13 protein-coding genes are annotated in these 15,350 nt (G+C 34.9%); 1 reads left to right on the top strand and 12 read right to left on the bottom strand.

The features are described 5' to 3' along the window. Positions 1-4 precede the first annotated feature (4 nt). The 10 genes from glmS to clpB form a co-directional block, all read right to left on the bottom strand. The gene (glmS, locus tag H529_RS0105645; RefSeq protein WP_022855560.1) at positions 5-1,849 is read right to left on the bottom strand and encodes a glutamine--fructose-6-phosphate transaminase (isomerizing); all 1,845 of its coding nucleotides are present in this window, start codon (positions 1,847-1,849) and stop codon (positions 5-7) included. A 1-nt stretch (position 1,850) separates the two neighbouring features. Then, positions 1,851-2,159: an HNH endonuclease gene (locus H529_RS0105640; RefSeq protein WP_022855559.1), complete on the bottom strand. Its 309-nt coding sequence runs from the start codon at positions 2,157-2,159 to the stop codon at positions 1,851-1,853. Next, on the bottom strand, positions 2,156-2,836 hold the full coding sequence (gene cmk / locus H529_RS0105635; RefSeq protein ID WP_022855558.1) for a (d)CMP kinase: 681 nt from the start codon (positions 2,834-2,836) through the stop codon (positions 2,156-2,158). Before cmk ends, H529_RS0105640 begins: the two co-directional genes overlap by 4 nt. Further along, the gene (gene nusB / locus H529_RS10325; RefSeq protein ID WP_022855557.1) at positions 2,823-3,251 is read right to left on the bottom strand and encodes a transcription antitermination factor NusB; all 429 of its coding nucleotides are present in this window, start codon (positions 3,249-3,251) and stop codon (positions 2,823-2,825) included. The genes cmk and nusB overlap by 14 nt, the downstream gene beginning before the upstream one ends. An 18-nt stretch (positions 3,252-3,269) precedes the next feature. Further along, a complete protein-coding gene (locus H529_RS0105625; protein WP_022855556.1) occupies positions 3,270-4,493 on the bottom strand; it encodes a type I glyceraldehyde-3-phosphate dehydrogenase in 1,224 nt (407 codons plus the stop codon). Positions 4,494-4,502: 9 nt separating this feature from the next. Continuing rightward, positions 4,503-8,675 carry a PEP/pyruvate-binding domain-containing protein gene (locus tag H529_RS0105620; RefSeq protein WP_022855555.1) on the bottom strand — a complete coding sequence of 1,391 codons (4,173 nt, stop codon included), beginning with the start codon at positions 8,673-8,675 and terminating at the stop codon, positions 4,503-4,505. A gap of 3 nt (positions 8,676-8,678) precedes the next feature. Then, a complete protein-coding gene (gene rimI / locus H529_RS0105615) occupies positions 8,679-9,116 on the bottom strand; it encodes a ribosomal protein S18-alanine N-acetyltransferase (RefSeq protein WP_022855554.1) in 438 nt (145 codons plus the stop codon). Further along, entirely contained in the window at positions 9,109-9,981 is an 873-nt protein-coding gene (rapZ, locus tag H529_RS0105610; protein WP_022855553.1) for an RNase adapter RapZ, read from the bottom strand. The genes rimI and rapZ overlap by 8 nt, the downstream gene beginning before the upstream one ends. Before the next feature lie 2 nt (positions 9,982-9,983). Further along, the gene (hpf, locus tag H529_RS11245; RefSeq protein ID WP_022855552.1) at positions 9,984-10,493 is read right to left on the bottom strand and encodes a ribosome hibernation-promoting factor, HPF/YfiA family; all 510 of its coding nucleotides are present in this window, start codon (positions 10,491-10,493) and stop codon (positions 9,984-9,986) included. Positions 10,494-10,638: 145 nt separating this feature from the next. Further along, positions 10,639-13,230, bottom strand: coding sequence for an ATP-dependent chaperone ClpB (gene clpB, locus H529_RS0105600; protein ID WP_022855551.1), 2,592 nt, complete (start codon positions 13,228-13,230; stop codon positions 10,639-10,641). A 182-nt stretch (positions 13,231-13,412) separates the two neighbouring features. Between clpB and H529_RS0105595 the strand changes: the two genes are divergently transcribed. Further along, on the top strand, positions 13,413-13,856 hold the full coding sequence (locus H529_RS0105595; RefSeq protein WP_022855550.1) for an Hsp20/alpha crystallin family protein: 444 nt from the start codon (positions 13,413-13,415) through the stop codon (positions 13,854-13,856). A 47-nt stretch (positions 13,857-13,903) separates the two neighbouring features. Here the strand turns inward: H529_RS0105595 and thiL are convergent, their stop codons facing one another. After that, positions 13,904-14,854 carry a thiamine-phosphate kinase gene (thiL, locus tag H529_RS10315; protein ID WP_022855549.1) on the bottom strand — a complete coding sequence of 317 codons (951 nt, stop codon included), beginning with the start codon at positions 14,852-14,854 and terminating at the stop codon, positions 13,904-13,906. Next, positions 14,854-15,276: a nucleoside-diphosphate kinase gene (ndk, locus tag H529_RS0105585; RefSeq protein WP_022855548.1), complete on the bottom strand. Its 423-nt coding sequence runs from the start codon at positions 15,274-15,276 to the stop codon at positions 14,854-14,856. The genes thiL and ndk overlap by 1 nt, the downstream gene beginning before the upstream one ends. Positions 15,277-15,350: the final 74 nt, after the last annotated feature.

Raw genomic sequence — 15,350 nt, 5'->3', positions numbered from 1 at the left:
TTTTTTATTCAACTGTTACGCTTTTGGCTAAGTTTCTTGGTTTATCTACGTCACAACCTCTTAAAGTAGCTATTTCATAGGCTAAAAGTTGAAGAGGAACTACATAAAAAATAGGTAAAAATTCATAGAAAGTCAAGGGAACTTCTATGCATTCGTCAGAAATTTTTTGGAATTCTTTGGCCCCTTCGGTTACCAATGAGATAATAGGCCCTCTACGTGACCTTACTTCTTCAGCGTTAGACAAAGTTTTTTCGTAAACAATGCCCATTTCTTTGGCTGCAAGGATTACAGTAGGAACTTTTTCTTCTATCAGGGCTATAGGTCCATGTTTCATCTCCCCTGCTGCATAACCCTCTGCATGGATGTAAGAAATTTCTTTAAGTTTTAAGGCACCTTCTAAGGCTATAGGATAAAGGATATTTCTTCCTAAATAAAGTGCATTTTGTGCTTGATACCACTTTTGAGCCAAAGTTTTAACTTTAGAATGGACCTTTTCGATAAAAATTTTTAATTGGGAGGGTAGTTTTATTAAAGCCTCGATTTTTTGTTTTTTTTTATTTTCTCCAAATAATAGCTGTTTTAGATAAAAGGTAAAGAGGACAAAGGTTAAAACCTGAGTAGAAAAAGCCTTAGTAGAAGCCACACTTATTTCAGGCCCAGCTTTAGTGTACAATACTACCTCACTCTCTCTAGCTATGGTACTTCCTACTACATTACAGATGGAAAGGGTTTTAGCACCTTTTTCTTTAGCTAAACGTAATCCAGCAAGGGTATCAGCTGTTTCTCCTGATTGTGAAATTCCTATAAAAAGGGTTTTTTCGTCTAAAATAGGGCTTCTATACCTAAATTCAGAGGCAATGTCTACCTCTACAGGAAGGCCTAACTCCTTTTCTATGAGATATTTTGCTACCAATCCAGCATGATAAGAGGTACCACAAGCAACGACATAAAATCGCTGTATTCCTTCTAAAAATTTTTGGTCTAATCCTTCCTGAGAAAAATCAATCTGGTTTTTATCTAAATCAATCCTTCCTAACATCGTGTTTTTTATGGCTTCAGGTTGCTCATAGATTTCTTTTAGCATAAAGTGGTCAAAACCACCTTTTTCAGCTGAGGCTATATCCCAGGTCACATAATATGGGTCTCTTGCAACAGGATTGCCTGATAAATCATAGATTTCTACTTGATCTTTCCTAAGTATAGCTACTTCCCCATCGTTTAAAAACAAAACTTCTTTAGTAAAAGGTAAAAGAGCAGGGATGTCAGAGGCTACAAAATTTTCCTGTTTCCCTAAACCTATTACTACAGGACTTTGATTTCTTCCAATCAAAATAAAATCAGGATTTTCTTTATGAATCAAAGCCACAGCATAGGCCCCTTTTAGTTCTTTTAGAGCCTTAAAAAACGCCTCTTTAAGTGGTATTCCCTGGTTTAAGAAATCTTCTATTAAGTGCACAATCACTTCAGTATCAGTTGCTGAGTAAAACTTATGACCTTTAGCTATAAGTTTAGTTTTTAATTCATAATAATTTTCTATGATGCCGTTGTGCACCAAGGCTAGAGATTTGTGACAGTCAAAATGAGGATGAGCGTTTTCGTCAGAAGGTTCTCCATGGGTAGCCCATCTGGTATGTCCTAACCCAGGAGCTTTAGCTTTCTTAGGGAAATCATTAAAGAGTTTTTCTTCTAAGTTTAAGATTTTTCCTTTAGTCTTAACTAATTTTATTTCTTCGTCTTCTAAAAACACTATCCCTGCTGAATCATAACCCCTGTATTCAAGCCTTCTTAAACCTTCTAACAAAACAGAAATGATCGGTCTATCTCCTATATACCCTATTATTCCGCACATATCATTCTCCATCTCCTTTTTCAGATTTGAGTTTTTTAATGTATTCTTCCCATTCCCAAGGTAAAAGATACTTTTTTTTATTGTTACATTCTTTACAACAAGGGACTATATTGAGCCTGTCTGAGGTGCCTCCTCTTGAAAGAGGAATTTTGTGATCCATCGTAAGTTTTTTCGCACCTACTCTTTTTCCGCAATAATAACATATTCCTCTTTCTAACTGTCTTCTCCACCATCTTGTTTGTTTAAGTTTACGAGCTTTTTCCTTTTCTTTTTTTATAAATTCCTCTATACTCAAAAAATCACTCTTCATACTTTTTCTAAGTGGTGAATAATTTTGGTTAATACCTCATCAGGGGTTAAGTGAGAGGTATCTAAAATCAAAGCTCCTTCAGGGACAGTTAAAGGCGCTACCTTTCTTGTGCTGTCAAGCTGGTCTCTTTTTTTTAAACTATCTATCACTTGGGTATAAGGTAGACTTTCTTTTTCGGTTTTCTCTTGAAATCTTCTTTCAGCCCTAATCCTTTCATCAGCTGTAAGAAAAACTTTAACCTCAGCATCTTTAAAAACCACACTTCCCATATCACGCCCTTCTGCTACTACTAAACGGTTGTCCACCAACTTTCTTAAAAAATCGTTGATAAATTCTCTTACTTCTGGTATAGAAGCTACTACAGAAACTCTTTCCTCTACTTGGATTTCTCTGAGTTCAGATTTTATTTCCCTTCCTTCGTAAAAAATTTGTGTTGCCTCAGCCGTAAGGTTTATCTTCACCGAAGAAAAAAGCTTGCTTAATGTTTCTATAAGGTTTAAGTTTTTTTGGATAAATTTTTCGTAAAGATTGTGTTTTAAAAGAAGGTAGGTAACCAACCTATAAAAAGCCCCTGATTCTAACAAACAATATCCAAGGGATTTAGCCAAAAGCTTAGCTATGGTGGTTTTCCCAGAGGCTGCAGGTCCGTCAATGGTTATTATCTTAGGCTTTTTCATTTTTATGCGCCTTTAGTTCTTTTTTATAGATGCTGTCTAAGACCCCGTTTATAAAACTTGGCGAATCATCAGTACCATAAATCTTCGCTATCTCTATTGCCTCGTTGATAGAAACTATTTCAGAAATGTCAGGTCTAAAAAACATTTCATATACCGCTATTCTCAATATATTTTTGTCTGTAACATTTATCCGTTCTAAAGGCCAGGAAGGGGTATATTTTCTTATTATAGAATCAATAAACTCTAAGTTTTCAGCAATACCTCTTACTAAATTTTCTCCAAACTTTAGAGCCTCTGGACTGTTTATGTTAAGAAATTTTTTATAAAGATCTATAGCCTCTTCTATAGAGACGTTAGATAGTTCTTTTTGGTACAAAATTTGTAAAGCTATTTCTCTACCTTTTCTTCTAATCATAACTGACACTAACCACGCCTAAATCATCTTTTCAGCTATATAAACCGTCAGTTCCCCTAACATGTTGGTGTAAGAACCGAGCTCGTTATCATACCAACCGTTAACCACCACTTGGGTAATGGGTATCTCTACATGAGTGCATATCGTGGTGTTACCTTCTGGAAGAGCTTTACAGATGTCTACCTTGGCAGCTGCAGTTCTGGTATGGGTTTCACTTCCCTCTATTATCGCGGCTGCTTTAGGATATCCTATGATGTCAGAAGAGACGTTTTGTTCTGTGGTGAAAATCAAAAAGTCTTTGTATTTAGTATTGGCTGCCTCTTTATAAATGTTGTTGATAAGTTCTCTATCTATATGATTTTCTATGCTTTCATCTTGGATGTTAACCGTCAGGATGATCAAGCTTCCGGTGTTTAACGGAACTCTTACACTTTCTGCCATAAAACCTACTTTTTTCATCTCAGGTATGACTAAACTAAGAGCTTCTGCAGCCCCTGTAGTGGTAAGGATGATATTATTAAAGATACTTCTCATCCTTCTTAGATCTTTTGCCCCTTCCTTAGGTAAACGGTCAAGTACTACCTGAGAACTTGTAGCAGCATGAACTGTCACCATCGAGGCAGAAAGTATTCTATCTACCCCAAAATAGTCTAAAAGAGGTTTGATCATATAAGCTAAACAAGTAGTGGTGCAGGAAGCAGCTGAAATAAGGTTATGTTTGTTAGGTTGATATACTTCTTCATTTATTCCATAAACTATTGTGGTTGCGTCTTCTGGGATGCCTTTTTCTTTATCTTTAATTTTAAAAGGAGCCGAAAGAATTACTTTTTCAGCTCCTCCTAAAAAATGACCCCTAATTGAACCTTTAGAATCTTCCGGGTCTGTATTTGGGTCTCTAAACTTTCCAGTACAATCGACCACCAGTTTTACCCCTTCTTCTCTCCAGTTTATGTTTTTCGGATTCCTACTAGTTCTCAAGACTTTTACCTTAATACCGTCTATATACATCGTTCCTTGTTTTTCGTCTAAATTTTCGATAACTCTTTTACCTTTATGCCCGTAAAGATATACAGGAAGCCATCCATAGGTGCTGTCTTTTTCTAAATAGCTTGCGATATCAGCAAACGAAGTTCCAACTTCCCTCCCTACATTTACTACGATTTCGTCAAAATACTTTCTTGCTATGTGATGCCACAAAGTAAGTTTTCCAATTCTTCCTAATCCATTTATTCCTAATTTCATAGCACCCTCCTATTTTATAGTGTTATATTTAGAGGCCTTGGTTAAAAGGTTGATTTTTCCTTTAAAAACTTGACCGGTTATACCGTTTAACGTAATCCATTCTCCTAACCTTAGTTTGTGGCCATTAATCCTTGCCTCTTTTTTTAGTTCATCTATGCTTAAGTTTTCACAGCCAACTACACAGATTTTACCTAATCTTGAGGCTACGATAGCAGCATGAGAGGTTTGCCCTCCTCTTGCCGTAAGGATTCCATCTACTCTGTGGATTTCTCTAATGTTGTCTGGTACGGTATCATATCTTACTAACACCAAAGGGTCTCCTGTATCCATGGTTACGATGTCTTCCCAACCGAAAACTATCCTTCCTGAGATTAAACCCCCTGTAACTCCTATCCCTTTTCCGATATACTCTAAATTTTTAAGCAACTCCTTAGAGAAGAAAGGAATATCTCTCTCTTCTCTTAGAATTATATCTCTTACTTGCAAAATATAAAGAGAGTCTGAGGAGTTTTCTTCGAAAGTAAACTCTATTTCTTGGTGCCCCCATCCTTTTTCATAGACAAGATAATAGGCTAAATCAAGTAAAGCTTTATATACCTCTGGAAAGGCTTCTTGCAAACAAGGGCCTTCCCTTTCTTCTATTTTCTTTTGTTCTATTGAAATTGGGTAGGCGTTGACCAAACCTGATACGATGTCTTCTCCTTGATTATAGGAGGTATAATCTCCCCAGAGAAGAATTCTTGGAAACTTGCCTACAGGAGAGGTGGTAAGTGTTACCCCTGTACCTGTTTGGTCGCCTATGTTTCCAAAAACCATCTGTTGAACGATTACAGCCGTTCCCCATTCATCAGAAAGCTGCATTATCTCCCGATAAGACTTCGCTTTTTCATTAAACCAAGAGGTTAAAATCAATTCAATTCCTTTAAAAAGCTGTTCCCAAGGATCATCGATGACCGGAATTCCTAACTCTTGAATACTTTTCCTGTAGAGTAACGCAAGTTCTTGCATCTGTTCTCCGCTAAACTCCCTTTTTTTCTTTACTTTATACTTTCGTTTATGCTCTCGCATAAGATGGTTAAAAAAATCTCGAGGTACCCCAAAAGCCATAGCCCAGCTTTGAATAAACCTGCGGTATGTATCCCAAGCAAACCATGTATTCCCAGAAACCTTGGCCAATCCCTCTACTGTTTCAAGATTTAATCCTACGTTCAAGATAGAATTCATCATCCCAGGCATAGAAAGGGCTGCCCCGCTTCTTATACTTAATATTAAAGGATTTTCTTTACCTCCAAAAACTTTCTGAGAAATATCTTCTAACATCTTGATATTTTGTTCAATTTTTTCAGTATAATCAAGCCATAATTCAGGATATTTTTTTATAAGAGGGTAACATCTAAACACTTCTGTAGTTAGAATAAAACCTGGGGGTATTTTGTTTTTTATTTCTTGTTCCTGAGCTAACACCGTAAGAATGTATCCTTTGTTTCCGAGATAAATCAAGTCTGTTACTAACTTGTTGGGTTTATGTATAAAAGAGAGGGTTCTTCTGGGGTCATAGCTCATTAATAGGTTTAAGTCCTCTTTAGCTATCTTTTCTAAATAAGAAGAAAGTATATCGTAGATCTTTTTAAGAAAACGGTCTAGATGGGTTAGACTAAAAGCCTCTCCTATAAGGTCTTTTATTACTACCTCACTTATACAAAAATAACGTTGCTCTTTTTCTAAACCACAGAAACATTTTCTGTACTTTTCTAAAATTTCTTCTTCACTTAGTGTTTGAAATACCAAGGGAAAGACCTTGAGAAAGGGGTTTACATAGTAAACTTTTACTATATGTTGAACCCCCTCTAATAATCCACGAAAAATGTCCAGGTATTGATTATAGGTTAAAGGATAACTTTTCAAAGAATATTCAAGAAGGTTTAACGAGGATTCAAATTTTTGTGAAAAAATCCCATCGATGTCTAAGGCCATTTTAAAAAGTTTTAATATTTTAAGAATTTTAAAGAAAGAGGCTCTTGTGATAAACTGAAGGTCAAACCTTTCTATAAGCCTTTCAAATAAAAGGTTGGCAAGGTATTCCAGACGAAAGGTAAGTCCTAAGGCATCAAATTTCTTTTCTTTATATCTCCCGTACATAGAGGGAATGTCGGCAGCTACATGTCTTTTCTGAAGGATTTCTTCTATAGGAGGATAGGTCTGCTTAGACAGGATAATCTCTTTTAGGTCAGACATCCAAGCTAAGATTTTTTCTAAAACCTCATATAAATCTTGAGGCTCTTTTTGTAAAAGCTCTTTTAGTTCGGCGATAAAAGGAAATTCCTTTTCGTCGTATTGGGTTAACAAAAGATTTATGTCTTTTAACACCCCAAAATACTTCTGATATTCTAAATGGTACAAAGAAACCGTAAGATAAAGTTTCTTTTTATATGTTTCTTCAAAGTCTATTTCTTTAAGGATTTTTTCCAAAGATGAAAGGTCTATGTTTAAAAGTTCCTCAAAATTTTTTAAATTTGCTTTCTGAAAAACAGCTTGAAGTAAACCTTGCATTTTGATATGCATTTCAATTTCTTCATTTTTTAACTTGTTATGAAGTATTTCTGGTAAATATTTTAAAATATGTCTATCTTCCAGGGTAAACCAGTATTTAAGAATATCTTTTATGAATTCAACTGCTAAGCTTGAGTTTTCGATGTGTATAAACTTTCTTAAAAAATGGATTAAAGAATCTTGCCTGTTAAAGAGTTCATCTAATTCTGTAGATATGTCTCTTATAAGACCTTCTGCTCCGATTTCGTTGTAATAAACAGGTAGTAGTTTACAAAACTGTTTGGTAAGGTTGTAAACCGGTTTGATAGGAGCGTTAAGTAGGTGGGTAATCTCTTTTTGAAAAAGATCTGTATCTTTGATAGAAATTCCATATAGTCTTAGGTTTAAGATCATAGCAGCCAAAAGACTACTACACCATTCAGGATTAACCTTAAAAATCTCAAGCCAAGTTTTTATGTTAAGGAGATGGTGCGGGTTTTGGATAATCTTCCAATTTAAACCTATTCCTTTGATCTGTGGAGGTTGAAACCCAACCTTTATGATTTCATTTATCAAAACTTCTATAAGATAAACCTCTTTTTTGTTTAGAATACAAATCCCTATGTTTTTAATACATTCAAGGGCAGTCCGTGGATAAAGGTTGAGTTTTTCTTTTAGAATATCAAAAAATTTTCTGATAAATTCGTCTAAGTTTTGGTAAGGTTTAGAGTTAATCATTAAGATTAAATTATGGTTTACTTCTCTGATTAATTCTTCATGGATGAGTTTAAGAATGGGGGCTTTTATCAAATCAAAAAGAAAATTGATTTTTAGTTCGTCAGAAATATTGTAATGGTTCAGTTGATTGAGAGAAGATATAAAATTTTTTAATTTTTTAAGTAGGTCTAAATGATCTGGAAGAGATAAAAGATGAGATAAGGTAACAGATTTTTCAGTTAATGAGTTGATGAGACTTTCAAAATAGGTTGAGGTTAAAAAATTCTCTTTAAGTTTTATGTCCGAGGGGTTTTGTATAAGATTAGCCTCACAGGTTTTAGCTAATTTTCCCCAAAAAGTATAGGTTGAAATATAAGTTTTTTTAAGAAGGTCTATATAAACCAACTCAAGTTCTCGGGAAAAAGAAAGTTTGCTCAGTTTTTGAACTAAACGTTTAAAAGAATAGTAGTTTTCTAAAAAATTTAGAAAATATTCTTCTGGAAGGTTGGTTATGGCCTTTAAAATTTCTTTTAAAACAGGGATTAGCTCGTAAAAAGTTTCTTGGTCGATTAGGTCTGCTGTTTTATCAAGTATAGAAAAAATAGTCTCTGCGGTTTTGATGTTAGTTTCTTGGTCTTTTCCAAAAAACTTAAATAAAAGGTCAAAAATTAACCAGTAAGCCCTGTTTCTGTAGGGATGTTTAAGTAAAATCGAAAGGTTCTTTAAAAAGTAACTTCTAAGTTCTTCTAAAACAAGAAGATTATTTTTATAAGGATGGAAGGCCTCTTTTAAAAGTGTTTCTATTTGTTGCCTAAGAGCTGGAAACTTAGCATAAATTTCTGGGAAAACATTATACTTAGGGTCGTACTCTACGTTTTCTACAAAAGTATAGGCTAAATTGGCTAATAAGGCTTTAGAAGTGAACTTTTCTATCATTGTTTAAAGGTTTTTGGTCATAACTAAAGCATCGTTATTTTGATAGTAATTTTTTCTAACTTGGACTTTTTGAAACCCCATTTTTTGGTATAACTTAAGTGCAGGATGGTTGTCTATTTTTAGTTCTAAATGTACTTTTTTCACCCCTTGCTGTTTAAGATGATTTAAAAATTCCTTTAAAAAATAAGTTCCTAACCCTTTGTTTTGATGTTCTTTTTTTATCCCAATCCTTAATAGTTCTGCTTCGTCTAAGATTATCCTAAACACAAGATAGCCGAGTTTTTCCTTTTCTTTGGTTAAGACCCATATCTGAGAAAAAGAATTTTTGAACTCAGACAAAAGTCTTGTATAGTCCCAAGGCTCATTTTTAAACAATTCTTTTTCAAGTAGGGCTATAAACTCAAGGTCTTTTTCTTGGTTTAATACCTCGATTTTAAGCATCTTTATTAATATCTCTATGAGATACTATAAACTCTACTTCAAACAAAGATTTTTTTAAATTTTCTACTAAAAATTCGATTAGAGCAACTGAACGATGTCTACCCCCAGTACATCCTATGGCTAAAGTAAGATATCTTTTGTTGCTTTTGGCATAAACAGGTATTAACCAATTTAAAAACTCGGTTAGAAAGTTTAAAAATGTTTTGGTTATATCGTAGTTTAGTAAATATTGTTTAATAAGAGGGTTCTCTCCGCTAAGAGGTTTTAATTCTGGGTTAAAATAAGGGTTAGGAAGGATTCTTGCATCAAAGACATAGTCTGCTTCAGGAGGTATTCCATATTTATATCCAAAAGAGATAAAATGTAAGACTAAAATTTTCAGGTCAGTTCTTGTCTGGTACCTTGTAAAAATTTCATTTCTTAGTTGATGGACGTTGTAGTTAGAGGTGTCTATAAAGAGAGTAGCAAGTTCTCTGATGTCTGCTAAAAGTTCCTTTTCCCTCTCTATAACCTCTTCTAAACCAACTTCTTTTTCTCTTAAAAGAGGATGCAATCTTCTTGTGAGGTTAAACCTTGAAATGATAACGTCAGTTCTTGCATCAAGAAAGATGAGCTCCCAAAAATAACCTAAGGTGCCTATTTCAGAAAGTACGGTTTTAAACTCAGACAAAAAGTATCTATCTCTTAGGTCCATTACTAAGGCTACCTTGTCTGTAGACAGGCTTTCCTTAACTTCCTTTAAAAAGGAAATTAAAAGTCGGGTAGGAAAGTTGTCTATAGCAAGGTAGCCTAAATCCTCAAAAGCCTTTAAAGCTGTGCTTTTCCCAGAACCTGAGGTGCCAGTTATGATGATTAAATTAGGCATCTTTAAGCAAATTCTGGTACAAGAACCACTGGTTTATCATCTTTCAAATAGATAATGCATATTTTATCATAATCAGTGTTGTAAAAAACAAAAAAATCTTCTTTATGGTTTTTCTTAAACCAATTTATAGCTTCTGCGGTAGAAAGATGGTTAACTTCAACTTTTTTGATTTCATAGTTAGGAACTGAGGCTTCTCCTGACATTTCAACGGTCCTTCCTTTTCTAAACTCTTTTCTTTTTTCCTTTAATTTTTTCACCTGTTTTTCTAAAGTTTCATAAGCAAGGTCTATGGCTTCATAGATATCTGAAGTTTCTTCCTTTACCACCAATACCTCTCCATCTCCTTTAAGTACTATTTCTACGATTTCTCTAAATTTTTCTCTCTTAAAAACTATCTGTACGTTTACAGGTCCTTCAAAATATTTTTCAAACTTGCTAATCTTTTTTTCAGCATACTGTTTGATAGCCTCTGAAGGATCAAGACCTTTAAACGTAAAATTAAATTCCATCATTCGTAAACCCTCCTTAGATAAAATTTAAAAAATTTATCTCCCTTTTATGATAAAGTTTACCAATTTTCATATAAAATTCAATCCCTACCCCTCATATCCTTAAAGTTGGAAAGATATAGAGGGGTAGGGGAAGTTACTTATATTATTAATGAACTGGTTGTTTGGTGAATACAAACTCTCCGAAATCGTTTACATCTACGATGATTTTATCCCCTTCTACGAAGGTCCCGTCAAGAATCTTTAAGGCTAAAGGATTTTCTATGTAACGCTGTATAGCTCTTTTGAGAGGTCTTGCTCCAAAAGTAGGATCGTATCCATAGGTAGCTATTAATTCCTTTGCTTTTTCGGTGAGTTCCAAACTCATGTTCTTTTCAGCTAATCTTTCGTTTAGATATTTGATTTGTATGTCAACTATTTTTATGATATGTTCTCTTTGCAGGTTATTAAAGATGATAATTTCGTCGATCCTGTTTAAAAATTCAGGTTTAAAAGTAGCTTTTAAAAGTTCATGTATTTTAGATTCTATCTCAGTATGGCTCAAGGAAAGGTCTTGGAAGTAAAAGCTACCTACGTTTGAAGTCATGATGATGATGGTATTTCTGAAGTCTACTGTTCTACCTTTTCCATCTGTAAGTCTTCCGTCATCAAGTACCTGTAATAGGATGTTAAACACATCAGGATGAGCTTTTTCTATTTCGTCAAAAAGTATTACTGAATAGGGCCTTCTTCTTACAGCTTCTGTAAGTTGTCCTCCTTCTTCATAGCCTACATATCCTGGAGGGGCACCTATCAACCTTGATACCGAATGCTTTTCCATATATTCTGTCATGTCGATCCTAATCATAGCATCTTCGGTATCAAACATAAACTCAGCCAAAGCTTTAGCAAGCTCAGTTTTTCCTACTCCTGTAGGACCTATAAACATAAAAGAACCGATAGGTCTGTTGGGATCTTTTAGCCCAGCTCTGGCTCTTCTTAAAGCATCTGCGATGACCTTAATAGCATGATCTTGTCCTACCACCCGTTCTTTTAGTTTTTCTTCTATTCTGAGCAGTTTTTCTCTTTCGCTTTCTAAAAGCCTGCTTACAGGAATTCCCGTCCATTTAGAGATAATCTGAGCGATGTCTTCTGCGTCTACTTCTTCTTTTAAGAATTTATGCTCTTTTTGGATTTCAGCAAGTTTACGGTTTTCCTCTTCAAGTTCTTTTTGAAGCTGAGGTATGATACCATAGATAATTTCTGCTACCCGGTTTAGGTCTCCCTTTCTTTCTGCTTGTTGAGCCTCGACCTTTAATTGGTCTATTCTCTCTTTAAGCTTTCTAATTTTTTGAATTATTTCTTTTTCCTTAAGCCATTGTTCCTTTAACTGTTCTACCTTATTTCTAAGGTCTTGAAGTTGTTCTAAAATCTTAGTAAGTCTTTCTTTGGCCTTTGGGTCGGTTTCTTTTTCTAAAGCCACTTTTTCTATTTCTAACTGTTTGATTTTCCTTTCTATCTCATCTATTTCTGTAGGCATAGAATCTATTTCAATCCTAAGTTTAGCTGCCGCTTCATCTATAAGGTCTATAGCTTTATCAGGTAAAAATCTATCTGTGATATACCTGTGAGAAAGCATTACCGCTGCTACGATAGCGTTATCTGTAATCTTTACTCCGTGGTGCACTTCATATTTTTCTTTTAGACCCCTTAAAATAGCGATAGCCTCTTCTGGAGAGGGTTCATCTACATATACAGGTTGGAAACGCCTTTCTAAGGCAGGATCTTTTTCTATGTACTTCCGGTATTCATCTATGGTAGTAGCACCTATACATCTTAATTCGCCTCTTGCCAAGGCTGGTTTTAACATGTTAGCAGCATCCATAGCTCCTTCGGCTGCACCAGCTCCAACCAAGGTATGTATCTCATCTATAAAAAGGATGATTTCTCCTTCACTTGCTTGCACCTCTCTTAAAACCGCCTTTAGTCTTTCCTCAAATTCTCCTCTAAACTTAGTTCCTGCTATCAAAGAGCCCAAATCAAGTTGTATAATTCTTTTGTTTTTTAAAATCTCAGGAACATCTCCAGCTACTATCCTCTGAGCTAATCCTTCTACGATGGCTGTTTTACCTACACCTGGCTCTCCGACCAACACCGGGTTATTTTTGGTTCTTCTACTTAAAATATGCATAACCCTTCTTATTTCTTCGTCTCTTCCTATCACAGGGTCAAGTTTTCCGGCTTTGGCAAGAGCAGTAAGGTCTCTACCAAATTTTTCTAAAGATTGATATTTTTCTTCTGGATTTTGGTCAGTAATCCTTTGTCCTTTTCTTATTTTGTTGATAACCTCTTTTGTGTTGCTAAAGGTAACCCCACGTTTTCTTAAAATTTCTCCTGCTTTAGTTGGACTATCTATGATAGCCAAAAATAGATGTTCTGTTGAAACATACTCATCTCTCATTTCTCGGGCTAATCCCTCGGCTTTATCTAAAATTTGCTTAAGATTTAAAGAAAGATATAGCTGATAAGCTCCTTGGGTAAGTTTGGGAAATTTATCTAAAATTTCCTCAAGCTCAGAAGCAATGATTTTGGAGTTTACCCCCAGCCTGTCCAGGATGGTAGGGATAATCCCACCTTCTTGGGTAACCAAAGCTAATAAAAGGTGCTCTGGTTCTAACTGAGGATTGTTTTTAGACTCGGCTAACTTTTGGGCTTCTTGTAAAGCCTCTTGAGCTTTAAAAGTATACCTATCAAGCTTCATTCTTTGACCTCCAAATGTTAGTATTTATTAGTTAAAAATTAAATACGATATTTTGACTTTCAACAGTTATCACAGATTTTTTTATTGAAATTTTTTTATAAACGGATACTTGAAACTTTTAAAGTGTATACTTATTTTTAATTTTGAAAATAAAAAAATAAAGTAAAAAGGAGGTGATAACTATGGCAGATTTAATCCTTTGGCGTCCATTACAAGACTTAAAAAAGGAAATGGATCGTATATGGCAAGAATTTTTTGGTAAAGAATTGTTAACAGAAAGATGGGAAGGTATAAGTTGGGCACCTGCTGTAGATGTTTCGGAAACAGATGATAAAGTTATCGTAAAAGTTGATGTACCAGGTGTAAATCCTGAGGATATGGAAATTAGCTTGATGGAGAATGTTTTGGTTATTAAAGGAGAAAAGAAAAGAGAAGAGGAGGAGAAAAAAGAAAACTTCTATAGGATTGAAAGATTTTATGGAAGTTTTATGAGGTCTATACCTATTCCTTGTGAGGTTGAAGAAGATAAGATAGAAGCTACCTATAAAGATGGTGTTTTGAAGATAATTTTACCTAAAAAACCTGAAGAAAAGAAAAAACTTATCAAGATCAACGTAGAGAAATAATCCTTTAGGAGGGTAACCTCCGGGGGGGGACCCTCGGGGGTTTTTTATTAAGTTATTTTAAGATTAAAGTGGTCAAACCCTTTGGGTTTTAGCTTTAATCTTTCTTTTTTTTCGTTAACCAAATATAGATTCTTTTCAGGCAAAATTTTTCCTATGCAGAAAAACTTCCTTTTTAGTTTGGTTTCGATTTCACCTATTTGGTGTAAGTTAGAGGGAGAAACAGTAAAAAGAAGGGCATAGTCTTCTCCTCCTGAAAGGGCATCTTCTAAGGTAGCTCCGGGCTCTATAGGTATAGCCTCTTGTAATAATTCAGCCCCAACTGAGTTTTCTTCACATATCCTCCAAAGGTCAAGTAAAAGACCGTCGGAGATATCTATGGCTGAGGTAGCTAAATTTTTCGAAGAGAGTTCTTTACCTAAGATTATTTCTGGTTCTGGGTAAAGATGGGCTTTTTTGAGATTTTCAGGTATTTCTTTTAAAGGAGAGGTTTTAACCATTCTTAAAAAAGCAGAACTTCCTCCTAAGGGTCTTGAGACAAAGATCAAATCTCCTTCCTTTGCTCCTTTTCTTAAAATAGGGAAGTTGGTTTTACCAAATAAAGTTAGGTTAAAGAAAAAGAAGGGACTTTTAACTGTGTCTCCACCTACCAAATGGGCACCAAACTTATTTAAGCTTTGATTAAGTCCTTGTAAAAACGGCTCTGCCCAGTTAACATCTACAGGGATCGGACTTCCTAAGGTAAGGAGAGCCCATTCAGGCTCCCCTCCACAGGCAGCGATGTCGCTTAAATTAGAGTTAGCTAATTTAACGCCTAAGTCAAAAAAAGAGTAATAATCTAATTTAAAATGGATTGTTTCTACTAGCGCATCAGTTGTAATAAGTAAAAATTCCTGCTCCTCTTTTTGAATAACAGTACAGTCTTCATTATAGGTTTTAAAAACAGGAGGTTTTTCAAAAAGATGTTTTTTTAAATAAGTTATCCATTCCTTTTCAGTCATTATTCAGCGCTGAGAAGTTCATACTCACTAAAGAAAAATGGTATTTCCTTAGCGGCAGATTCAGGGCTGTCAGAACCATGAACGGTATTTTTTTCCTTGTCTATCGCAAAAAGTTTTCTTATGGTACCTTCTTGAGCTTCTTTAGGGTCGGTTGCTCCCATGATTTCACGTACCCTTTTTATAGCCTGTTCTCCTTCTAAAACCATAGCCACCACTGGACCAGAACTCATGTAATCTGTTAGACTTTCAAAAAAAGGACGTTCTTTGTGTACGACATAAAATTGTTTTGCCTGCTCCTTAGATAGTTTAACTTTTTTTAAAGCAACCACCCTGAGACCCTTTTCTTCAAAAATACTAATAACCTTTCCTATAAGGTTTCTCTGGACCCCGTCAGGTTTAATCATAACCAACGTTCTTTCCATCTGATCCCTCCTCCTCATAACTAATTTTTGCTCCATTATAAAACCTTTTTGTTATTTTCCAACAACAGAAAAAA

This window comes from Thermodesulfobacterium thermophilum DSM 1276 (assembly GCF_000421605.1).
Lineage (GTDB): Bacteria > Desulfobacterota > Thermodesulfobacteria > Thermodesulfobacteriales > Thermodesulfobacteriaceae > Thermodesulfobacterium > Thermodesulfobacterium thermophilum.
This window is presented reverse-complemented; position numbering and strand designations above follow the sequence as displayed.